General features: G+C 61.8%; 21 protein-coding genes. 15 read left to right on the top strand and 6 right to left on the bottom strand.

What is annotated here, in order from left to right; translation table 11 throughout:
* Positions 1-1560: a bifunctional aminoglycoside phosphotransferase/ATP-binding protein gene (locus RFM52_RS12950; protein ID WP_320297194.1), complete on the top strand. Its 1560-nt coding sequence runs from the start codon at positions 1-3 to the stop codon at positions 1558-1560.
* On the opposite strand, the gene RFM52_RS12945 is transcribed toward RFM52_RS12950, so the two are convergent.
* Complete coding sequence (locus RFM52_RS12945) at positions 1541-4255, bottom strand: bifunctional acetate--CoA ligase family protein/GNAT family N-acetyltransferase (RefSeq protein ID WP_320297195.1); 2715 nt, start codon at positions 4253-4255, stop codon at positions 1541-1543. The genes RFM52_RS12950 and RFM52_RS12945 overlap by 20 nt on opposite strands.
* Before the next feature lie 149 nt (positions 4256-4404).
* On the opposite strand from RFM52_RS12945, the gene RFM52_RS12940 reads away from it, so the two are divergent.
* The 5 genes from RFM52_RS12940 (at position 4405) to RFM52_RS12920 (ending at position 8212) form a co-directional block, all read left to right on the top strand.
* Positions 4405-4791 (top strand): DUF302 domain-containing protein, encoded by a 387-nt coding sequence (locus RFM52_RS12940; RefSeq protein WP_320297196.1) that lies wholly within the window; start codon positions 4405-4407, stop codon positions 4789-4791.
* 8 nt (positions 4792-4799) lie between these two features.
* Complete coding sequence (locus RFM52_RS12935; RefSeq protein ID WP_320297197.1) at positions 4800-6659, top strand: heavy metal translocating P-type ATPase; 1860 nt, start codon at positions 4800-4802, stop codon at positions 6657-6659.
* Positions 6660-6674: 15 nt separating this feature from the next.
* Positions 6675-7121 carry a thioredoxin TrxC gene (gene trxC / locus RFM52_RS12930; RefSeq protein ID WP_320297198.1) on the top strand — a complete coding sequence of 149 codons (447 nt, stop codon included), beginning with the start codon at positions 6675-6677 and terminating at the stop codon, positions 7119-7121.
* An 85-nt stretch (positions 7122-7206) separates the two neighbouring features.
* The gene (locus RFM52_RS12925) at positions 7207-7593 is read left to right on the top strand and encodes a hypothetical protein (protein ID WP_320297199.1); all 387 of its coding nucleotides are present in this window, start codon (positions 7207-7209) and stop codon (positions 7591-7593) included.
* A 28-nt stretch (positions 7594-7621) separates the two neighbouring features.
* On the top strand, positions 7622-8212 hold the full coding sequence (locus tag RFM52_RS12920) for an NAD(P)H-dependent oxidoreductase (RefSeq protein ID WP_320297200.1): 591 nt from the start codon (positions 7622-7624) through the stop codon (positions 8210-8212).
* Between the two features lie 84 nt (positions 8213-8296).
* Here the strand turns inward: RFM52_RS12920 and RFM52_RS12915 are convergent, their stop codons facing one another.
* Together RFM52_RS12915 and RFM52_RS12910 are read right to left on the bottom strand one after the other, a co-directional pair.
* The gene (locus RFM52_RS12915; RefSeq protein WP_320297201.1) at positions 8297-8785 is read right to left on the bottom strand and encodes a plastocyanin/azurin family copper-binding protein; all 489 of its coding nucleotides are present in this window, start codon (positions 8783-8785) and stop codon (positions 8297-8299) included.
* 117 nt (positions 8786-8902) lie between these two features.
* Positions 8903-9886, bottom strand: a complete 984-nt coding sequence (locus RFM52_RS12910; protein WP_320297202.1) for a zinc-dependent alcohol dehydrogenase family protein — start codon at positions 9884-9886, stop codon at positions 8903-8905.
* A gap of 489 nt (positions 9887-10375) precedes the next feature.
* Between RFM52_RS12910 and RFM52_RS12905 the strand changes: the two genes are divergently transcribed.
* Both RFM52_RS12905 and RFM52_RS12900 read left to right on the top strand, forming a co-directional pair.
* A complete protein-coding gene (locus RFM52_RS12905) occupies positions 10376-11017 on the top strand; it encodes a helix-turn-helix domain-containing protein (RefSeq protein ID WP_320297203.1) in 642 nt (213 codons plus the stop codon).
* A 46-nt stretch (positions 11018-11063) separates the two neighbouring features.
* Complete coding sequence (locus tag RFM52_RS12900; RefSeq protein WP_430699277.1) at positions 11064-11579, top strand: GNAT family N-acetyltransferase; 516 nt, start codon at positions 11064-11066, stop codon at positions 11577-11579.
* A 156-nt stretch (positions 11580-11735) separates the two neighbouring features.
* On the opposite strand, the gene RFM52_RS12895 is transcribed toward RFM52_RS12900, so the two are convergent.
* Positions 11736-12914, bottom strand: a complete 1179-nt coding sequence (locus tag RFM52_RS12895) for an acetate/propionate family kinase (protein WP_320297205.1) — start codon at positions 12912-12914, stop codon at positions 11736-11738.
* Between the two features lie 62 nt (positions 12915-12976).
* Entirely contained in the window at positions 12977-15358 is a 2382-nt protein-coding gene (locus tag RFM52_RS12890) for a phosphoketolase family protein (protein WP_320297206.1), read from the bottom strand.
* 293 nt (positions 15359-15651) lie between these two features.
* On the opposite strand from RFM52_RS12890, the gene RFM52_RS12885 reads away from it, so the two are divergent.
* On the top strand, positions 15652-15864 hold the full coding sequence (locus RFM52_RS12885) for a DUF1858 domain-containing protein (RefSeq protein ID WP_320297207.1): 213 nt from the start codon (positions 15652-15654) through the stop codon (positions 15862-15864).
* Here the strand turns inward: RFM52_RS12885 and RFM52_RS12880 are convergent.
* On the bottom strand, positions 15861-16565 hold the full coding sequence (locus RFM52_RS12880; RefSeq protein ID WP_320297208.1) for a Crp/Fnr family transcriptional regulator: 705 nt from the start codon (positions 16563-16565) through the stop codon (positions 15861-15863). The two genes, RFM52_RS12885 and RFM52_RS12880, sit on opposite strands and share 4 nt — an antisense overlap.
* Before the next feature lie 204 nt (positions 16566-16769).
* On the opposite strand from RFM52_RS12880, the gene RFM52_RS12875 reads away from it, so the two are divergent.
* The 6 genes from RFM52_RS12875 (at position 16770) to RFM52_RS12850 (ending at position 20699) form a co-directional block, all read left to right on the top strand.
* Positions 16770-16940 carry a hypothetical protein gene (locus RFM52_RS12875; protein WP_320297251.1) on the top strand — a complete coding sequence of 57 codons (171 nt, stop codon included), beginning with the start codon at positions 16770-16772 and terminating at the stop codon, positions 16938-16940.
* Positions 16941-16973: 33 nt separating this feature from the next.
* Positions 16974-17420, top strand: a complete 447-nt coding sequence (locus RFM52_RS12870; protein WP_320297209.1) for a pseudoazurin — start codon at positions 16974-16976, stop codon at positions 17418-17420.
* A gap of 251 nt (positions 17421-17671) precedes the next feature.
* A complete protein-coding gene (gene nirK, locus RFM52_RS12865; RefSeq protein WP_320297210.1) occupies positions 17672-18775 on the top strand; it encodes a copper-containing nitrite reductase in 1104 nt (367 codons plus the stop codon).
* A gap of 64 nt (positions 18776-18839) precedes the next feature.
* Positions 18840-19706 carry an SUMF1/EgtB/PvdO family nonheme iron enzyme gene (locus tag RFM52_RS12860; RefSeq protein WP_320297211.1) on the top strand — a complete coding sequence of 289 codons (867 nt, stop codon included), beginning with the start codon at positions 18840-18842 and terminating at the stop codon, positions 19704-19706.
* Between the two features lie 21 nt (positions 19707-19727).
* The gene (locus tag RFM52_RS12855) at positions 19728-20174 is read left to right on the top strand and encodes a group III truncated hemoglobin (RefSeq protein ID WP_320297212.1); all 447 of its coding nucleotides are present in this window, start codon (positions 19728-19730) and stop codon (positions 20172-20174) included.
* Between the two features lie 93 nt (positions 20175-20267).
* The gene (locus RFM52_RS12850) at positions 20268-20699 is read left to right on the top strand and encodes a potassium channel family protein (protein WP_320297213.1); all 432 of its coding nucleotides are present in this window, start codon (positions 20268-20270) and stop codon (positions 20697-20699) included.
* The last annotated feature ends 9 nt before the right edge of the window (positions 20700-20708 follow it).

Below are 20708 nucleotides of genomic sequence, written 5' to 3'. Positions count from 1 at the left end.
ATGATCGTTCAGAACCAAGACGTCGTGATCGACATGCTGAAGGACCCCGCCACCTATGGCGAGGCTGGTCCCGTCGAGGCGATCGAAACCCACATTTCCCGGATATTCCTTGTCGGCCAACGCGCATTCAAGACGAAGCGGGCGGTCAAGCTGCCCTATGTCGACTTTTCGACGCCGCAGTTGCGGCTCATGGCGTGCGAAAAGGAAGTGGAGTTGAACTCAAGAACGGCGCCCGGTCTCTATCTCGATGTCCACCGCATCACACGCGCAGGAGACAGGCTTGCCTTGAATGGATCGGGCGAACTGGTTGACGCCGTTATTGAGATGGTTCGCTTCAATCAATCGAACCTCCTCGATCGCATGGCTGCCGCGGGGAAGTTGACAGCCGCACTGATGAGGGGCGTGGCGCGCATGATTGCGCAATACCACCGCAGTGCCGACGTGATCCATGCCGGCAGCGGGTCGGCGAATATCGGCGGCGTGCTTGAAATCAATTCTGCCGGCTTTGCGACAAGCCACGTGTTCGATGGACAGGAAATCGAAACGCTCACCGCGGCGTTTCGCGACGCCCTCGCCCGCCATGCCAGCCTGCTTGACCGGCGCGAGGCGTCAGGCCGGGTCCGCCGCTGCCATGGCGACTTGCATCTGCGCAACATCTGCGTCTTCGATGGCGAGCCTCGCCTGTTCGATTGCATCGAGTTCAATGATCAGATCGCTACCGTCGATGTCCTCTACGATCTCGCATTCCTGCTGGTGGATCTATGGCATCGCGGTTTTCCACAATTCGCCAACCTGATGATGAATCGCTATCTCGACGACGCCGATGACGAAGACGGCTTCATCCTGCTGCCGTTCTTCATGGCGGTGCGGGCGGCGGTGCGCGCTCACGTGACAGCGACGCAGGTCGAGGAGGGCAGCCAGGACTCTGCAAAGCTGATTGCCGAAGCGCGATCCTATTTCCAACTCGCGCAAGCCCTGCTGACCGAAACGCCGCCTCGGCTCGTTGCAATCGGCGGTTTGAGCGGCTCGGGCAAGACGACGATAGCCGAAGCGATCGCTACCCAAATCGGAGCGCCGCCCGGTGCGCGGATCGTCGAGAGCGATCGCATCCGCAAGGCCATGCATGGCGTCCCTGCCGAGACCAAGCTGCCGGACAAGGCCTACCGTCCCGGCGTGTCCGAACGCGTCTATCGCCAGATCGCCTGGCTCGCGCAGTTGATCCTTGCCGAAGGCGGCTCCGCCGTCGCCGACGCCGTATTCGACAAACCGGAGGACCGCGACAGGATCGAGCGCGCCTCGAGTGAGGCGAATGTCCCGTTTGCGGGATTTTGGCTGGTTGCCGATCCGTCGGTACTTTGGCGCCGGGTCAGCGAGCGCAAGGGCGGCCCCTCCGATGCCACGGTCGATATCCTGTCGCGCCAATTACAGCGTAATGCCGGTCCGTTGACCTGGCACAAGATCGAGGCGGACCGTAAGGTGGGCCAAATCACCGCGGAGATGATGGCCTTGGTTGAGGGCACCGCCTCATCCGTAGCCAGCCTCAGGAAGACGGGATCTTAGAGCTGACCGGAACATAACTGATCTCCAGGGTTGCTACGGACAGACCCGGCTCGTCGGGGTGGTGGGCGATCGAGAATCCAAACTCCCGGCACATTGTGAGCATCTTGCGGTTTTCGTTGAGGATTGTGCCCTCGATGCGATCGACGCGCTCAACTCTTGCATAGTCGATGACCTGCTTCAGCAGACCCCATCCCAGGCCATGGCCCTGCAGGTCCGATCGTACCAGCAGCGCATATTCGCCGCTTCTGTGATCGGGATCGCAGGAAAGCCGACCGATTCCCGCCAGCGCTCCCGTGTCCTTTTCAAGCGCGACAAAGGCGATGTCGCGATCGTAGTCCAGCTGGGTGAGCCGCTTCAGCATCTGGTCCGGGAAGTTCTTCCGCAGTGACAGGAACCGCAACCTCAGGTCGTCGGGTGAAATCTTTGCCAGGAAAGCAGGGTAAAGCGCTACATCCGCCGGGATGATTGGCCGGATGTGAAAGGTCATACCATCCGCCAGAAGATCGCGGCTCCATCCCGACGGACAGGGCCTTATGGCGAGCGCCGGGTTCGGCGCCGGTTCATCCACCCGTCGGGGGTCGATTTCGATGCGGGCATCGAGCGCAATCGCGCCTTCGGCGTCGGCCAGCAGCGGGTTAATGTCGAGGGAAACCAGGCAAGGGAAGTCGACGATCATTTGCGACAGGCCGTTCAGCGCGGCGACAATCGCGCCTCGATTGGCTGGCCTGCGATCGCGATAGCCGATAAGCAGGCGGCTTATTCTGGTCGCGTCGATCACGTCTCCGGCCAGCACGTCGTCAAGCGGCGGCAGGGCGATCGCGGTATCGTTCACAATCTCGACCGCTGTGCCGCCGGCGCCGAACAGAATGACCGGGCCAAACATCGGGTCCAGGTTCACGCCCAAGATGAGTTCCTGTGCATGCTTGCGCACGACCATGGCTTGCACGGTGTAGCCGTCCACCTTCGTCCCTGGCGACTGCGTGCGCAGGCGTCTCGCGATCGACAGGGCGGCCTCTGCGGCCTGGTCGGCGGTCGCAATGTCGAGGACTACGCCGCCGACGTCCGACTTGTGTGAGACCACCTTCGACAGCAATTTGACGACCACCCTTTCGGAGTTTTCGAGAAGCTGGCCGGCTGCCTGCGCCACTTCAGAGACAGATTCTGCAACAATGGTTCTCGGCACAGCGATGCCGTAAGCGGCAATTGCCGCTTTTGCTTCCGGCTCCGTCAGCATGCGCCGCCCTTCGCTGGCCACCTGCCGGAAGATGGCAAGCGCCGATGCCTTGCCGGCAGCCTGGTCTTCAGCCCGGCTCGCGGGCGTACGCAGGAGCGCCCGCTGGGCTCGCGACCATTCGCTGAGATAGGATGCGGCGATCGCCGCATCCTCCGGCGTTTCGAAGCTCGCAATGCCGGCTTCCGTGAGGATGCGCCTGCCTTCGTTCGCGGTGCGCTCGCCGAGCCAGCACGCCAGGAGGGGTTTGCTTCCGATCTCGCCTCCATCCCCAAGCTCTGCCACCTTCCTGGCGGCGTCGGACGAGGAACCGAGCCCCGTCGGGCAATTCATGACAAGGATGACATCCGTTTCCGGATCTGCCGCGATGGCCTCGAGCGCTTTCCCATATCGTGCCGGGGCGGCGTCACCCACAATGTCGACGGGGTTTGCATGCGACCAGGTCGACGGCAGCACGCGGTTGAGCTGCTCTATCGTCGATGGCGCAAGCGCGGCCAACTCACCTCCACGATCGATCAGCTTGTCGACCGCGAGGACGCCTGCGCCGCCGCCATTGGTGACGATGCCGACGCGCGCTCGCTCGAGCGGAGAATACCGTGCGATCGTTTCAGCGGCATCGAACAATTCGGCCAGGTCATCCACACGCAGCACCCCTGCCCTGCGCAAGGCGGCGTCCACCACCCTGTCCGCGCCCGAAAGCGCGCCGGTATGGGTCGCCGCCGCCCTGGCTGCTTGTTCGTGGCGGCCAGGCTTGATCGCGATGACCGGCTTGAGCCGCGCCGCCGCCCGAGCCGCCGACATGAACTTGCGCGGATTAGGTATGGTTTCGAGATACATCACGATGGCTCGTGTGTGAAAATCGCCTGCCAACATGTCGAGGCAGTCGCCGACGTCGACATCGGCCATGTCGCCCAGGGACATGATCCTCGAAAAGCCGACATCGTTTTCAGCCGCCCAATCGATCAGGGACGTAGCAATCGCACCTGACTGCGAAATCAGGGCAATGTTCCCGGGTCGAGCCGCCATGTGGGCAAAACTCGCGTTGAGTTTGGCTGGAGGGATCATCAGCCCGACCGTATTCGGTCCGATGATGCGCATGAGCGAGGGTTTGGCCGCTTCGAGCATCGCCTGGCGCAGACCGTTTTTGTGATTAAGCCCCGCGGTGATGACGACCGCGGCGCGGGTCCCCTTCCCAGCCAAGTCTGGCACGATGCCGGGAACGGTTTCTGGAGGTGTCACGATCACGGCCAGATCGGGAACGCCCGGCAAATCGGCAATCCTCCCATAGCATTGATGGCCGACCACCTGCGAGTATTTGGGATTAACCGGCCAGATTTCCCCCTCGAATCCGCCGCTGACGATGTTGTCGAAGATAACGCGACCGACCGAGCCAACGCGCTCGCTGGCGCCGACGACAGCGACGGATTTCGGTGAGACCGCGTACTCAAGATTTCGGATTGTCATTCTGGAAAACTCCCTGCCGCCACATTCACCGAAGGCGCCGGGCAATCATTGCGCTGGATCAAAGCGTCATCCGGCCCCTGGCGGTTAGCTACGGCGACGCTGTCCCAAACCGTCTCTGCTGACGAGGATCGCAGTCGAAGGAGAAGCAGATGAGCTACTATTTCAGCAAAAGCCTCGACATGCCGTTCGACGCGGCGATCGAACATGTCACCAAGAAGCTTGCAGGCAAGGGCTTCGGCATCCTGACGAGGATCGATGTCCAGCAAACCATGAAGGTCAAGCTGGGCGTGGACTTCAAGCCATACATGATCCTCGGCGCCTGCAATCCGCATTTTGCATGGCGAGCGCTACAAGCCGAGGACAAGATCGGCGCCATGCTGCCTTGCAATGTCATTGTGACCGAGATCGCCCCCGGACAGGTCGAGGTAGCGGCTGTCGATCCGATAGCAGCGATGGGAGCGATCGACAACCCGCAACTTGCCGCCATGGCAAAGGACGTCGGGCTGTTGCTACACGAAATGATCGGCGAACTTTGACGACCGCCATGAACGAATCCGTGCTGCGGCGTGCGTTGATGATCATAGCCGTCCTCGGCTTGGCACTTGGGCTGGGTGTTTGGCGAAATGGTATCGACATCGCCTCGCCCGATGCAATCTGGACGGCGGCAACCTTGCCTGTCTTAGCGACGCTTGCCGTCTCCATCCTGCGGGATTTCTGGATCGGCCGGATCGGCGTCGATGCGATCGCGCTGGTTTCGATGTCGGCGGCACTGCTGCTTGGGCAGGCTTTGGCGGCCGTGGTTGTCGCGATCATGTATGCCGGCGGCACGGTGCTGGAAGACTTTGCGCGCGGCAGGGCGGAACGCAATCTCAGAGCGCTGACCGACAGGGCACCGCGCGTGGCGCATCGTACATCCGCCCAGAGCACCGAGACGGTTCCGATCGAGCAAGTGGCGGTCGGCGACGAGCTTCTGGTCCGCGCCGGCGAATTGCTGCCGGTCGACGGGATCCTGATCGACGCTTCAGCCGTGTTGGATGAATCGACCGTCACCGGCGAGCCCCTGCCGAAGCGTCGCGGCGCCGGCGACGCTTTGCGCAGCGGCACAGTCAACGCCGGCGAGGCCTTTGTCATGCGGGCCTCGGCTATCGCCGACAACAGCACCTATGCCGCGATCGTGCGCATGGTCGCGGCCGCGCAAACGGCCAAAGCCCCGTTCATCCGCATTGCTGATCGCTTCGCGCTGCTGCTGCTTCCGATCACGCTGCTGCTCGCTGGCATCGCCTGGTATCTTTCTGAAGATCCGATCCGCGCCCTGGCGGTTTTGGTGGTCGCGACGCCCTGTCCGCTGATCCTCGCGGCTCCCGTCGCATTCATCGGCGGCGTATCACGCGCTGCGCGCGCCGGCATCCTCATGAAGGGCAGCGCGGCACTGGAGGCGCTGGCCCAGATACGCACCGCAATCTTCGACAAGACCGGGACCTTGACGCTCGGCGGCGCCGAACTGCTCGAGATCGAGGTCGCTCCGGGCAGGCAAGCCGATGAGTTGCTGCGGCTGCTGGCCTCGCTCGAACTGGCCTCGCATCATGTTCTTGCGGATTCGATTGTCCGCATCGCCCGCCATAAAACGCTGATGCTCTCCCAGCCTCGTGATGTCCGCGAACATCGTGGAGAAGGTCTCAAGGGTCAGGTTGATCACATGTCGGTCGCGGCCGGATCAAGGCAGCTCGTTCTTGGGAACGAGCCACTGCCTAGATGGGCGGAAAGTGGAGAGAACCGGTATCTTGACGCACAAGTGCTGAGGGTGTTTCTGACTATCGATGACCGGCTAGCAGGTATTCTTACATTCGGAGACGCCGTACGCGAGGATGCTGTCGACACAGTTCGCGCTTTGCGTTCGGCAGGCGTCACCCGGATAGTCATGCTCACCGGCGACGATGGCAGGGCCGCCGAAAAGGTTTCCGCTTCGCTCAAACTCGACGCCGTATTTGCCGATGCCACGCCTGCAGACAAGGTCGGAACGGTCGAGGCCGAGAAAGCGACGGCGCCGACCATGATGGTCGGCGACGGCATCAACGATGCTCCTGCGCTCGCCGCGGCAACCGTTGGCATCGCGTTGGGAGCCCGAGGCGGTACGGCTTCATCGGAAGCCGCCGATGTTGTCGTGCTGACGGATAGCCTGCGGCCAGTTGTGGAGGCACTGCGGATCGCCACGCGCACGCGCGCGATCGCCCTGCAGAGCATCATCGTCGGACTGGCGCTCTCAGGCGCGGCGATGATCGCGGCCGCCATGGGGCATTTGACGCCCGTGGCAGGCGCATTGCTTCAAGAGGGTATCGACGTCGCAGTGATCCTCAATGCGCTGCGTGCGCTTGGCGAGGGACGTTTGGATCACAGTCGAAAATAGGAGCACTGAAAGGTCATGACGCAGGAGAACCTGGTGGTTTGCACCAAATGCGGCGTGGTCAATCGCCTGCCGTTCAGCCGCAACGGTGCCGACGCCAAATGCGGAAAGTGCGGCGCTCTGCTGTTTTCCGGACTACCGCAGGATGTCGACGCGGCAAACTTCGATCGTCAGATCGGTCGCGGCAGTCTGCCTGTCGTCGTCGACGTCTGGGCTCCATGGTGCGGCCCCTGCAAGATGATGGCGCCCGCCTATGAAGCCGCCGCAAAGGCTCTGGAGCCTCATATGCGGCTGATCAAGCTGAATTCCGACAAGGAGCAAGCCATCGCGGCGAGGCTGGGTATTCGCGGCATCCCCACCCTGATCCTTTTTCACCATCAGCATGAGGTCGCCCGTATCTCGGGCGCGATGGGCACCAGCCAGATTGTCAATTGGGTCCGCAACCACATTCCGGCTGGCAACTGAGCTCTTAACCGACAACCGAGGCCCGTTTGATCCTAGTCAAGGTGGCGTCCGGGCGCTGCGATAGGAATTGCGTAAAGGAGATGCCATGACCACTTTGCAGGATCTTACCCCGAACTTCAGGACCATTCGCTTGCTTCTGGCTCGCGAAAAGGGCCATCCGGAGGGCGAGCGCGAGGAAGGCTACGACGTACTGGCCCCGCTTACCGATGAGGGACGGTTGAATGCCGACGAATGGAAATCGCACAAGGGTTTCTGTCGTGTCCGTCGGTTCCGTACGGGTGAAGACGATCTCATCGGCCGCTTGCGCCGCAAACCTGGCGGGCAATGGTATTTTGACTATGCCGAGGGCGACCGCGACGACGAGGTCGGCTTTCACCTCGGCGAGGAACGCTTCGTGACCGGAGAGTACGTCTCGATCGCTCGCAACGGTTCCATGCACACTTACCAGGTCGCCCGCGTGGAACGGCCTTAGCAGTCCTTCGGTTGGTGGTAGCCAGGTGGTGCAACGCCGTATCCTGATCGTCATCGGCCACCCCGATCCGTCTCCGGAGCGGCTCGGCCGGGCCTTGGCTTCCGCATACGCCGAAGGCGCTGAACGCGCTGGTCATATCGTGCGCAAGATCGATCTGGCATTGCTGGACATTCCGCTCCTTCGGACGATGCAGGAATTCGAGCACGGAGCGATCCCCGACAGTCTTAAGGAAGCCACCGAGGCGGTCGTCTGGGCGGAGCATTTCGTTTTTGTCTTCCCGCGTTGGCTGGGCACTGTGCCGGCTCTGCTCAAAGCGTTCCTCGAGCAGGTGATGCGACCGGGAACGGCGTTCGCCTACGCTGCCAAGGGCGAAGGTTTCGCCAAATCTCTGCTACGCGGCCGCTCAGCTCGGCTCGTGGTGACGATGGGGATGCCCGCGACCGTCTACAGGATCTGGTTCCTCAGCCACGGAATAGCCGGCGTTCGCCGCGGCATTCTCAACTTTGTCGGGATTAGGCCGGTGAGGGAAACCTTGTTCGGCGCGGTCGCGAACGCCAGCGAGGCGAAACGGGCGAAGTGGATCGGGCAGATGCGTGTGCTCGGTGAGCGGGGGCTTTGAGGCCGTTAACCGGAACAATCGTGAGGGCAATCAGGAGTGCTGGCTCCGGCTGACAAACGCCGGAGCCAACCGAGAGCCACGAGCCTATGGTTTGACTGTAAATTCGGCCCACATGCCGGCGCCGTAGTGGCCTGGCACGTTACAGACCAGCAGGTATTTGCCTGCCTTCAGATCAACGGTCAACGAACCGGATTTGCCAGGATCCAGCTCCGAAACCTCGCCCTTGTCGCCAGCCTTGTCTTCGTCGACCCGGTTCTCCGCATCGATGTAAGGAAGGGGCTTCTTCGGATCGGCAAGAAACATCACGATCATTTCGTGAACGGTATCATTGGAATCGTTCTTCACCTTGAAGGTGACCTTTCCCGCTTTCACCGCACCAGGGGAAACCTTCATGCCCATGGTGGCTTTTGTCATGTCCAGTCCTGGCGCTGCATAGGCAAGGCCCATCGGCATCTCCGTACTCGCCCCTTTGTCCCAAAGGGAGACCTGGACAAGCGAAGCCGCCCAGAGAGAACCGGTACTGGCGGCGATGAGCATGGCGGTGCCAATTCCCAGCTTGGAAATGGTATTCATAGTGATCCTCCATCAGCGTGACAGCGCAAGCGTTATATTTCCGATGAATATTGCTCGCGCCGTCGCCCTATGTCCTTGCGCCAAATCAAACTGGCAGACGCCAACTCATCGGCGGTGTCACGGCACCAGAACCGCGGCGCCGCTCAGCCTGCCCATGCGCAAATCGTCCAGCGCCTGGTTGGCCTGCTCCAGCGGATAGACCTTTGTGTGCGTGCGCACCTGAGCGCGCTTTGCTATCGGAAAGAACTCCTCCGCGTCACGGCGAGTAAGATTGGCGACTGAAACCAACTCTCGTTCTTCCCAGAGAAGTCGGTAGGGCATCGGCGGGATGTCGCTCATATGGATACCGCCGCAGACCACACGGCCACCTTTGCGTACAGCCCGCAACGCCGCTGGCACCAGGTCGCCGACCGGTGCGAAAATGATCGCCGCGTCAAGCTCGGCGGCAGGCAGTTCATGGGACGCTCCGGCCCAGGCAACGCCCAACGAGCGCGCAAATTCCTGTGCCTGAACATCGCCAGGCCGGGTGAAGGCGAAGATCTGGCGCCCCTGCCAGACCGCTACCTGTGTGATGATATGCGCCGCGGCGCCGAAGCCGTAGATCCCTAGCCGCCTGCCGCCGCCCGCCTTCTTGAGGCAGCGCCAGCCGATCAGCCCTGCGCACAGGAGCGGCGCCAGCGACACTGGATCCGCCGTGGCATCGAGATCGAAGGCGAAGCGCTCGTCGGCAACCACATGACTGGCGAAGCCGCCATCTCGCGTGTAGCCGGTGAACAGAGGCAGATCGCAAAGGTTCTCTGCGCCGGCGACGCAATAAGGGCAGTGCCCGCAAGTATGTCCCAGCCAAGGGACGCCTACTCTCTGGCCAAGCCGAGATCGTGACACGCCCTCGCCCACCAGGTCCACGATACCGACGATTTCGTGGCCGGGGACAAGCGGCAACTTCGGCCGCGGCAGATCGCCGTCGACGACATGCAGGTCGGTCCGGCAGACGGCGCAGGCTTCGACCCTGAGCCTTATTTCGCCCGGTCTCGGCGTAGGATCGGGGCGATCGATAGCCTTCAAAGGAGTGCCGAGCCTCTCCAGCACCATTGCCTTCATGACACACCACGGTCCGGAAATGATTGGGACGGAGTCTTGCCGCGCCCGGCAACAAACTCGGAAAGACACTGCCTGACGTGGAACGGTTCTATTGCTGTTGCCTGCTCTTTACCGCCTGCGACCGCGCGTGGCGACCGAAGCCATGGCTCGCTGCAACGTGACTGCGCTTCCGAGCGGAAAGCATTTCGAAATAAAGGCCTAAGGCGGCAAGATAGGCGAGGCCGAGTATCCCAGCCTAGATTTCAACGGCATCGGAGGTCATGGCCATATTCCCTTGGATGGATGGTTCCGACCGGATAATCGGCCAGCCAATTCGCGCCGACCTTGATCGCGGTCAATCGCATAGTGCGCGACACGCACGGCGAGGCCTGGATCGATCGGATGCTTTCGGGTTCGGCTCTAGGTAGTTTCCCGTAGGGACATAACCGAATTTCGGCGTGGCGGGATTTGCGCGATTTCTGTTGTCACGAATTCACCGGGACCACAGCCATGTACGCTCAAGCCTCCGCCAAGATCGAACTGCCGTCCTATCTTCCCCAGAACCCTGCGCCCTTCTTCGAAGGACCGGCAACGCCGGTTAGCTTCTTCCCGGCAGGCGCCGAAATTTACGCCCAGGGCGAGAAGGCGGGCGCCCTCTACCAGGTCGAATTCGGCGCGGTCCGCATCTACCGGTTGCTCGCCGACGGCCGCCGGCAGATCAGCGCATTCCATTTGGCGGGAGAAACGTTCGGTTTCGAGTCCGACGCCACTCACCACTTCTTCGCTGAAGCCATCAACGCAACCGGTGTCCGGGTATTTCGCGCTCCATCGGGCACGGACATGTCGCGCCAGCTCCTGCCTCTCGCGCTCAAGGGCCTGACCCGAGCGCAGGAACATCTTCTGGTGCTTGGCCGCCAGAACGCCATCGAGCGCGTCGCGGCATTCCTCGTCGAAATGTCGGAGCGTCAGGGCGGGCTGCAGCAGGTGGAATTGCCGATGTCGCGAAACGACATCGGCGACTATCTCGGCCTCACCATCGAAACCGTGTCGCGTGTCCTCACCCGCCTGAAGGAGAAAGGCGTAATTCGCCTGCTCAGCCTGCGCAGCATCGAAATTCTCAAGCGCGATACGCTGCTGGCTATGGGGGAATGAGGCCATTCGCGCCGATTCCCGCGCATCAATCCTGAAAGGGGCGACAATGAAAACCACGCTTACTACCCACACTGGATTTCGCTTTGAAGTGCGTCGTGCACGCCTCGATGATGAGCCGATCGTCGCCGAATTCTTCACGCACGTGACGCCCGAGGACCTGCGCTTCCGCTTCCTCGGGGCCGTGAAGGAGGTCTCGCATGAGCGGCTGGTCGCAATGACCCGCTCCGACGATCCGCACGTCCATAATTTTCTCGCCTTCTCCACCGACGGAATGCTGATTGCGGTGGCGACCCTCGCCGCGGACCCGGCCGACCGGCGTGGCGAAGTCGCCATCTGCATCCGCGAGGATCGCAAGCATCTCGGCGTCAGCTGGGAATTTCTCGGTTATGTCGCGCGTTATGCCGACGATCATGGCATCGAGACCATCGAATCGATCGAGAGCCGCGAAAACCGCGCAGCGATCGAACTCGAGCGCGAGATGGGCTTCATCGTCACGACGGATCCCGATGACCCGACCCTCGTCCTGGTTCAGCGGAAGCTCGGCGCCAAGTTGCCAGGCTAGAGCAAATTCCAGAAAAAGCGCGCGGCGGTTTTCCGACCGGAATTGCGTAAAAACAAAGAGTTAGAGAAGTTCAGCGGTTCTATCAAACGCTGAACTGCTCCAACGCGTTTTGATGATATCGCCCGGGAGCGACGCGCATTTCCGGGCGATATCATTTTAGTCTTTGCCTTCGAAGCCGAGCAACTCAGCGGCCACCGCACGTTCCTCGTCGGCGGGAATGACAAGCACGTCGACCAGGGAGTCGGGGGCGCTGATCAGTTCTTCGCCATGCGCGTTCAACTCCTTGTCGAGCGCGACGCCCAGCCATCCCGTGGCTTGGCAGATGCTCTGCCGGACCGCGGGCGCATGCTCGCCGATGCCCGCCGTAAACACGAGGGTGTCGAGCCCGCCTATCGCCGCGGCAAGCGATCCGATCTCGCGCCCAACACGATAGACGAAGAGAGCGACGGCGCGCATCGCCGCCGGGTCTTCCGATGCAAGCAGTGTCTGCATGTTTCCCGAGATGCCGGATACCCCCAGCAGACCAGATCGCTGATAGAGCAAGTCGGCAAGTTCGTCCGAGGACACCTTCCGGTCCTGCAGAAGGTGCAGGAGGACCCCGGGATCGATCGCCCCGCAACGCGTGCTCATGACGAGGCCGTCAAGCGTCGAGAAACCCATGGTGGTGGCGTGGCTTACGCCTGCCTTCATCGCGCACAGGCTTGCGCCGCTGCCGAGATGGGCAACGATCGTTCGGCCACCGGCGGTGGCGCCGTAACGGTTGTGCAGCTCGCTGGCGATATGGCTGTAGGAGAGCCCATGGAAACCGTAGGAGATGATGCCTTGCTCCGCCATCTCATGCGGCAGGCCATACAGTCTTGCGTGCTCGGGCTGCGCCGCGTGGAAGGCCGTATCGAAGCAACCGAGCTGCGTGGTGCCGGGCAAGAGGCGGCTGGCCAGGTCGACGAGCTCCAGGTTGATCGCTTGATGAATCGGGGCGAGCGGCTCGAGCCTGCGTAAGGCACCGAGCGTGCGCTGGTCGAGCAGCGTTGCGCGGGCAAACTCCCGGCCGCCATGCACGATGCGATGCCCGACCCGACGCACCCGGCGCAGGAGGTCGCGGTCCGCAAGATAGGACGCAACGGCTTCGAACGCCTTGCCGATGGAGATCGGCTGTTCGCCAAGGCTCCTGTCGAACGGCGGCGTCATTGCCGTAGGCGCGACGTGAAGCCGGGGCCGCTCGCCGATTGACGAGACGCTGCCACGCACCAGCAGATGGAGCTCGTCGCGCCATTGGAAGACGGCGAACTTCAGGCTTGATGAGCCGCCATTGAGAACGAGAATTGCATCTGTCATGGCCGGCCGGTCCCAGCCGTTTTTGCAAGCGCGATCCTCTCAGCCCGGCACTTCGTCATCGACTACTGCTCCCACTTCCAACCGAGAATCTCGGGCATGTCCTGCCCATGCTTGCGGATATAGGCTGCGTGTTCGATCAGCTTGCCTTCCATGGCCTGTCTCAGGTGGATGTGCGCGCCGGCCGGCTCGGGGATGCGGTCGAGCACGCCGAGCACGAGATGGTAGCGATCGAGCCCATTCAGAACGGTCATGTCGAACGGCGTCGTCGTCGTCCCTTCCTCATTGTAACCGCGGACATGGATGTTGTCGTGATTGGTCCGCCGGTAGGTCAGGCGATGGATGGTCCATGGATAGCCGTGGTAGGCGAAGATGACGGGCTTGTTACTGGTGAACAACGCATCGAACTCACGATCCGACAGGCCGTGCGGATGGTGTTCCTTTGGCTGCAGGGTCATCAGGTCGACGACGTTCACCACGCGAATCTTGAGCTCGGGAATGTGGTGTTTCAGAATCTGGACGGCGGCCAGCGTCTCGAGCGTCGGCACGTCGCCGGCGCAGGCCATCACCACATCCGGTTCGGCCCCACCGTCGGTCGACGCCCACTCCCATATGCCGATGCCGGCGTTGCAGTGGACTTTCGCCTCTTCCATGGAGAGCCACTGCCAGGAATTGGCTTTGCCGGCGACGATGACGTTGATGCGGTTCCATGTCTTAAGCACATGATCGGTCACGCAAAGCAGGCTGTTGGCATCGGCCGGCAGATAGACGCGCACGACATCCGCTTTCTTGTTCAGCGCGACGTCGATGAAGCCTGGATCCTGATGGCTGAAGCCATTGTGCTCCTGCTGCCAGACATGGCTGGACAACAGATAGTTCAGCGAAGCGATCGGTCGCCGCCAAGCGAGCTTGCGGCAGGCGTCCAACCATTTCGCATGCTGGTTGAACATGGAATCGACAATGTGCGTGAAGGCCTCGTAGCAGGAGAAGAAGCCGTGGCGCCCGGTAAGCAGGTAACCTTCCAGCCAACCCTGGCACGTATGCTCGGACAGAATTTCCAGAACCCTGCCTTTCCGCGCCAGGTGGACGTCCTCCGGAAGGATTTCCTCCATCCAGGCGCGCTCCGTCACCTCGAAGACATCCTGCCACCGGTTCGAAGCCGTCTCGTCGGGCCCGACGATGCGGAAGTTCCTGCTGGCCCGGTTCAACGTTATGACGTCGCGCAGGAAGCTGCCCATCACCCGAGTAGACTCCGCCTTGACGCCGCCGGGCCGCTCGACCGGGACGGCGTGCTCATGCAGGCCGGGCAACTCGAGAGACCGGCGCAGCAGGCCGCCATTGGCATGCGGATTGGCGCTCATGCGCCTATCACCTTGCGGCACGGTGGAGCGGATCGAAGCCACAGGCGCGCCGGAGGCATCGAAAAGCTCTTCGGGCCGGTAACTTCTCATCCACTCCTCGAGCATCCTCAGATGCGCAGGGTTTTCAGCGAGGCCGGAGAGCGGAACCTGGTGGGCGCGCCAGAACCCCTCGGTCTTCAGCCCGTCGACCTCCTTGGGACCGGTCCAGCCCTTCGGGCTTCGTAGCACGATCATCGGCCATTTCGGCCGCGGCTGCGCGGTCTTCGCGCCGCTGCGAGCGGCGTCCTGTATAGCCTTGATGCGGTCGAGCACATCGTCGAGCACGACCGCCATCCGCTCATGCATCAGGGCCGGATCATCACCCTCGACAAACAGCGGCTCGTAGCCGTAGCCGACGAACAGCGCGCGCAGCTCTTCCTCGGGGATGCGAGCCAGAATTGTGGGATTGGCGATCTTGTAGCCGTTGAGGTGGAGGATCGGCAGCACCGCGCCGTCAAGCGCCGGGTTGAGGAACTTGTTGGAATGCCAGGACGTGGCGAGCGGGCCGGTCTCCGCCTCGCCGTCGCCGACGACGCAGGCGACGATAAGGTCCGGGTTGTCGAAGGCCGCGCCATAGGCATGCGACAGCGCGTAACCGAGTTCGCCGCCTTCATGGATCGAGCCGGGCACATCGGGCGCGGCATGGCTTGGGATTCCGCCCGGAAACGAGAACTGCCGGAAGAGCTTCTTCATTCCGGCATCGCCCGGCGCGACGTCCGGATTGATCTCGCTGTAAGTGCCCTCGAGGTAGGTATTGGCAACCATCGCCGGGCCCCCATGACCAGGACCGCAGACATAGATGACATTGGCATCGCGCTGTCTGATTGCGCGGTTGAGATGCGCGTAGATGAAGCTGAGCCCCGGGGACGTTCCCCAATGCCCAAGCAGCCTTGACTTGACATGCTCCAGCCGAAGCGGCTCACGAAGCAGCGGATTGTCGAGCAGGTAAATCTGTCCGATGGTCAGGTAGTTGGCTGCACGCCAATAGGCATCGATGTCATGCAGTTCCTGGGCGGACAAGCGGTTGGTGCTGGAACGCTCGTTCATTTCCGACTCCTTCGCTGGTTTGAAACCGATCCGGCTGAAAGCACAACGCATCGACGCTGCCACCGGTTCATGACCGGTCGGTGTCAAGACCGGACGTCCTCGATCTATACGGCGAAGAAACGTCGAGCTTTGATCCATCGCAAAATGCCAAGGCAGGCTGGCTGCAGCTTCAAATCTCACGTCGAGCTGCGGTTTCGTCGCGCAAGGCAAGACAGCGCTATGTTTGTTTCAGAGCAACGAACGCGCCATAAAACTCAGTCAGGATGGTTTGCGTGCAAATGCGGATAATCGGCATGAAACGCAAGTTGAACGACGATGCGACGATGGACGGGATCATGCGCGAGACGCCGGCGGCAATCCGCGTCGTTCTCCAGCACGGAATGCTGTGCGTCGGCTGCCCGATCGCTTCCTTCCACACCGTTTCCGATGCGGCGCGCGAGCATGATCTCGACGAGGATCAGCTTCGCCGCGACCTGCAGGCAGCGATCCAAAGTGATGTGGACTAGGTTTTGGCCGCGCGGCCTTCAGCGATGACGAGGAGCCGATGCGGCTCAATCACGACTACTCTCTGTCGCCCACTCTTGACGAGCCCTTGGTCTTCCCAGGCAGAAAGCAACCGGCTCACCGTGTGGAGCGTGGTGCCCGTCATTTCCGCGACGTCCTGGCGTGAAATCGGAAAGTCGATCAGAATTCCTTCCTCGGTCTTTTTCCCCGACTGCTTGATCAGCTTGAGCAACGCATGCGCGACGCGCTGTTCCACCTGCTCTGTGGACATCTCGATGACGCGTGCGTGGGCATCCTGCAGCCTGGCACCCACCGCCTTGTAGGTATTGGCGCTAAAGTTCGGGAAGCTGGTCGCGAATGTGGGCCAGAGCTGGCTTGGCCAGGCAAGCGCCACGCAATCGACGGCCGCTACGGCATTTGCCGGGTAAGTCGTCCGGCCTAGCGCGCTGGCGATCCCCATCAATTCGCCTGGGCTTATGTAGCGCACGGTCACCTCGTGCCCATCCGGAGTCGATTTCACCACGCGCACATGGCCGTCGAGCAGCAGGAAGAATGAATGCGCCTCCTGTTCCTGCTCGAACACCGGTTGATCCCTGGCGATGCGAATGGACCTCGCCTGGCCGATTATGCGATCGAGATCCGCCGCAGCGATCCCCTCGAAGACCGACAGCCCGGCAATCAATGACCGATCAAGGCTTGCCAACTGCCTTCCCTCCCCAACTCAACTGCGCAGCCCCCGAGTTGCGGACCAGACTGTGTCACGACCGATAGGCTATCGGCAAGGGAAGCCTCGTCCCGCTGCCGCCAGCCAGTCGCTCTCTTGTTTGCGCTGAGGCGAATGTCTCTCCCTGGAACCGGGATAGAAGATCCGCTTGGGCGCTTTGCCCGGATTTCAACGAGGCATGTCATGGCAATTCCGCGCACGCGGCCAAGCGCCTATCCGGCGATACTCTCCTACGGCTTCCGGCCCTTCTTCTTATTGGCGTCGCTGCAAGCCGCACCACCCATTTTCGTCGAGCAATTTGCGCCAGCGCAAATCGCCAAGTCGTCCGGCGATCTACAAGGGCGCAACGGTTGATGCCGTGGTGAACCAAAAGAAAGGACTATTCCAATGAAACTGCCCCTCATTGCCGCGGCGATCGCGTTGCTCTCAATTGCCGGCGCTGCAAATGCCGAAGAACATGTCGTCCAGATGCTGAACAAGGGTGACAAGGGCTCGATGGTCTTCCAGCCCGACTTCGTCCGTGCCGCTCCCGGCGACACCATCAAGTTCGTGCCAACCGACAAGACCCACAACGCCGAGATCATCAAGGGCATGATCCCGGACGGCGCGGAAGCCTTCAAAGGCAAGCCGAGCGAGGAGATCGCGGTCACCCTCACCAAGGAAGGTGTCTATGGCGTGAAGTGCGCTCCCCACTATGGCATGGGCATGGTGGCGCTGATCGTCGTCGGCAAGCCGGTCAACCTGGACGCGGCGGAGGCCGTCAAGCAGGTCGGCAAGGCAAAGCCGGCCTTCGCCGAGCTGTTCGCCGAGGCGACCAAAGCCGCTTCGAACTGATCCGACAGCACAGGGGACTGCCTCCGGCGGTGGCGAGCCGGAAGCACTGGCCGGGCAGACCTGGGGGAGAGGTCTGACCCGGCCATTTTCATTTTACGATCTGGCACGCCGCTGCAGCCGCAACGACCGCTGTCGGCAATTGCCTCCAAAGTGAAAATTCATTTGTTTCAGATTTGCGCAAACGCAAAGACGTGTGGCGCAAAGATACTATCCTGGCTTCATCGAAACCATTGAAGTCGAGGAGATGAAGCATGCTTACGAGACGCGAAGCTTTGCTGGGTTCTGTTCTAACCGCCGCCGCCGTCGCCACCATCGGCTCGACGCCGGTAATGGCCGCCGCGAAGGATGTGGCCGGGCTGCCGCGCGAGAAGGTGACCCTTGTCGCGCCGCCTTTCGTGCACGCTCATGATCAGGTGGCCAAGGGCGGCCCCAAGGTCGTCGAGTTCACCATGAAGATCGAGGAAAAGCCGCTGGTTATCGATGCTGGCGGCACGCAGCTCAACGCCATGACCTACAACGGCTCCATACCAGGCCCTCTGATGGTCATGCATGAGGGCGACTACCTCGAACTCACGCTGATCAATCCCGACACCAACACGCTCGCCCACAACATCGATTTCCATGCGGCGACCGGCGGGCTCGGCGGCGGCGCTCTGACGCTGATCAACCCGGGCGAGCAGGTGACGTTGCGCTTCAAGGCGACCCGCTCCGGCACATTCGTCTACCATTGCGCCCCCGGCGGGGCGATGATCCCGTGGCATGTCGTGTCGGGGATGAGTGGCGCGGTGATGGTCCTGCCGCGCGACGGCCTGAAGGACGAAAAGGGCACGCCCGTCCACTACGACCGCATCTACTATATCGGCGAGAACGACTTCTACATTCCGCGCGACGAGCAGGGGAAATTCAAGAAGTACGACTCGGCCGGCGACAACTATGACGACACGGTGAAGGTGATGCGCGGCCTGATCCCGACGCATGTCGTGTTCAACGGCAAGGCCGGATCGCTGACCGGTGAAAACGCCATGAAGGCCAAAGTCGGGGAAACGGTTCTGATCGTCCACTCTCAGGCAAATCGCGACACCCGTCCGCACCTGATCGGTGGCCACGGCGACTTCGTCTGGGAAGGCGGCAAGTTCGCGAACCCGCCCGCCAAGGATATGGAAACCTGGTTCATTCGCGGCGGTTCGGCAGGCGCGGCGCTCTATACCTTCCGGCAGCCTGGCGTCTATGCCTATGTCAATCACAACCTGATCGAGGCCGTCGAGCTCGGCGCGACCGCCCACTTCACCGTCGATGGAACCTGGGACGACGATCTGATGATGCAGATCGAAGCTCCCAAGGCGATTGCCTCGTAAATCGGAAAGAGACCTCCCGCGACCTGCCGGCGCGACGGGTCGCACCCGCAGGCGGACTTTGAACATGTCCTTCGATCCTGTCTTCACATTTGGAACCATTGCTGCCGCCGCCCTCATCGGTCTCGGTGTCGGCAACGCGATCGACGGGACGTCCTCTCTGCCCCGCGTTCCAGCTGCTACGGTAGAACTGGTAGCCCTGACGCCCGGATCATTCGAACACCCGCAGCCTGGCGAGTTCCTCAGGGACAACCATCCCGTGCCTGCGCCCGTGGCGACGGAAACTATCGACACGCCTTTGGAAATCATGAAGTTCCAGGTGACCGCATCCGACTATGATCGCTGCGTTTCGGACGGCGCCTGCAAGCCTGCCGATTCGAGCATTGTCGGCAACGTTCCGGCGACGGGCGTCAGCTTCCTCGACGCGGCGGCTTACGCGAAGTGGCTATCGGCCAAGACAGGTGAGACGTGGCGGCTGCCGAGCGACGTCGAGTGGGCCTATGCCGCGGCCGAGCGGTTTCGGGCCGATATAGAAGCTGGTGAAGGCGACCCGGCCGATCCGGCAAGGCGATGGCTCGCCCACTATCGCAACGAGTCGGCGCTCGGCCGCAAGGCAGATCCCGAACCAAGGCCTTCCGGGGCATTTGGAACCAATTCAAAAGATGTTGCGGACATCGCCGGCAACGTCTGGGAATGGACATCGACCTGTTATGCCCATGTGACGATGTCCAGCGATGGTGTTACCGGTTCGCTCAGCAATTGCGGCGTGCATGTTGTGGAGGGTTTCCACCGCACTTACATGTCGAACTTCATCCGCGACGGCAAAAGCGGCGGCTGCGCGGTCGGCACCCCGCCGGACAATCTCGGATTTCGCCTTGTCCATGATCGCGGTAGCCCCCTGCAGGCGGTCCTTCGCCGCCTTGGCCTCACCTGACTGCTCGAAAAAGGAACGAGAATGACTTCAAAACCGGTCTTTCTGGACAGGGTTCGCCCAGCCGCCGAACAGCCCCTGGCCCGCCCCGGCGTCGACCGAGCCTCGATAGGAGTGCTGGTCCGCGAATTCTATTCCAGCGTGCGAAAAGATGAGCGACTTGGACCCATCTTCGCCCGAGAAATCACTGGCGATTGGGAGCCTCATCTGGAGAAGATGACGGACTTCTGGTGCTCCGTGATACTGAAGAGCGGCGACTATCATGGACGGCCGGTGCCGGCTCACTTGAAGCTCAAGGATGTCACTGAAGAAGACTTCGAGATCTGGCTGGCTCTTTTCAGCAAGACGGCGTCCGAGCTCTTCACCCCCGACATCGCGGCGGTGTTCGTTGAGCGGGCCGAACGGATAGCGACAAGCCTGAAACTCGCCATGTTCTTCCGCCTCGGCTCCGCCGCCGCAGCTGGCGGCTAGGTGCAATCCCGCCGGCGCGAGGGATTTGTCGAGTTGGCAGCAGGCTTGATTTTGCGCAAGGACCGCGGCGGTCCGGCTTCGTAGTTTCAGCCGATGATCCTCAATCTTTGCACCGGCACGATCGTCATAAGCCTGACGGTCCTGATCCACACTTTCGGCCTGATCGCCATCACTCACGTGATGGCACGCCTCGTGGCGTTCTTCCGCATGCATGGGCGACGCAGCCGGGTTCTGGCCATGATCACCGTGGTTATGGGGCTTTTCGCGGTGATGACGGCGGAAGTCTGGCTATGGGCCGGCGTCTACCGGTTGCTCGGAGTCCTGAGCGATTTCGAGACGGCGCTTTACTTCTCGACCATAACCTTTTCGACGGTCGGCTATGGAGATGTGGTGCCCGCTCATGGCTGGCGCGTGTTGGCGGCCCTGGAGGGCATCAACGGCTTTTTGCTGATTGGTTGGTCGACCGCCTATCTGATCGCGGCCGGCACCCGTGTCGGCCCTTTCAGGGTAGGCGAGCATTTTTGATCTGCGACC

Origin of the sequence: Mesorhizobium humile (assembly GCF_033977215.1) — a bacterium.
Taxonomy (GTDB): domain Bacteria; phylum Pseudomonadota; class Alphaproteobacteria; order Rhizobiales; family Rhizobiaceae; genus Mesorhizobium; species Mesorhizobium humile.
Note: the sequence above shows the minus strand (reverse complement) of the source record. Positions and strands in the feature narration are given on the sequence as shown.

What these genes read in the sequence shown, in the direction of transcription:
- RFM52_RS12950 (WP_320297194.1), top strand. Translation starts at nt 1, where the DNA reads ATGATCGTTCAGAACCAAGACGTCGTGATCGACATGCTGAAGGACCCC.
- RFM52_RS12945 (WP_320297195.1), bottom strand. Translation starts at nt 4,255, where the DNA reads ATGACAATCCGAAATCTTGAGTACGCGGTCTCACCGAAATCCGTCGCT.
- RFM52_RS12940 (WP_320297196.1), top strand. Translation starts at nt 4,405, where the DNA reads ATGAGCTACTATTTCAGCAAAAGCCTCGACATGCCGTTCGACGCGGCG.
- RFM52_RS12935 (WP_320297197.1), top strand. Translation starts at nt 4,800, where the DNA reads ATGAACGAATCCGTGCTGCGGCGTGCGTTGATGATCATAGCCGTCCTC.
- trxC (WP_320297198.1), top strand. Translation starts at nt 6,675, where the DNA reads ATGACGCAGGAGAACCTGGTGGTTTGCACCAAATGCGGCGTGGTCAAT.
- RFM52_RS12925 (WP_320297199.1), top strand. Translation starts at nt 7,207, where the DNA reads ATGACCACTTTGCAGGATCTTACCCCGAACTTCAGGACCATTCGCTTG.
- RFM52_RS12915 (WP_320297201.1), bottom strand. Translation starts at nt 8,785, where the DNA reads ATGAATACCATTTCCAAGCTGGGAATTGGCACCGCCATGCTCATCGCC.
- RFM52_RS12910 (WP_320297202.1), bottom strand. Translation starts at nt 9,886, where the DNA reads ATGAAGGCAATGGTGCTGGAGAGGCTCGGCACTCCTTTGAAGGCTATC.
- RFM52_RS12905 (WP_320297203.1), top strand. Translation starts at nt 10,376, where the DNA reads ATGTACGCTCAAGCCTCCGCCAAGATCGAACTGCCGTCCTATCTTCCC.
- RFM52_RS12900 (WP_430699277.1), top strand. Translation starts at nt 11,064, where the DNA reads ATGAAAACCACGCTTACTACCCACACTGGATTTCGCTTTGAAGTGCGT.
- RFM52_RS12895 (WP_320297205.1), bottom strand. Translation starts at nt 12,914, where the DNA reads ATGACAGATGCAATTCTCGTTCTCAATGGCGGCTCATCAAGCCTGAAG.
- RFM52_RS12890 (WP_320297206.1), bottom strand. Translation starts at nt 15,358, where the DNA reads ATGAACGAGCGTTCCAGCACCAACCGCTTGTCCGCCCAGGAACTGCAT.
- RFM52_RS12885 (WP_320297207.1), top strand. Translation starts at nt 15,652, where the DNA reads ATGAAACGCAAGTTGAACGACGATGCGACGATGGACGGGATCATGCGC.
- RFM52_RS12875 (WP_320297251.1), top strand. Translation starts at nt 16,770, where the DNA reads ATGGCAATTCCGCGCACGCGGCCAAGCGCCTATCCGGCGATACTCTCC.
- RFM52_RS12870 (WP_320297209.1), top strand. Translation starts at nt 16,974, where the DNA reads ATGAAACTGCCCCTCATTGCCGCGGCGATCGCGTTGCTCTCAATTGCC.
- nirK (WP_320297210.1), top strand. Translation starts at nt 17,672, where the DNA reads ATGCTTACGAGACGCGAAGCTTTGCTGGGTTCTGTTCTAACCGCCGCC.
- RFM52_RS12860 (WP_320297211.1), top strand. Translation starts at nt 18,840, where the DNA reads ATGTCCTTCGATCCTGTCTTCACATTTGGAACCATTGCTGCCGCCGCC.
- RFM52_RS12855 (WP_320297212.1), top strand. Translation starts at nt 19,728, where the DNA reads ATGACTTCAAAACCGGTCTTTCTGGACAGGGTTCGCCCAGCCGCCGAA.
- RFM52_RS12850 (WP_320297213.1), top strand. Translation starts at nt 20,268, where the DNA reads ATGATCCTCAATCTTTGCACCGGCACGATCGTCATAAGCCTGACGGTC.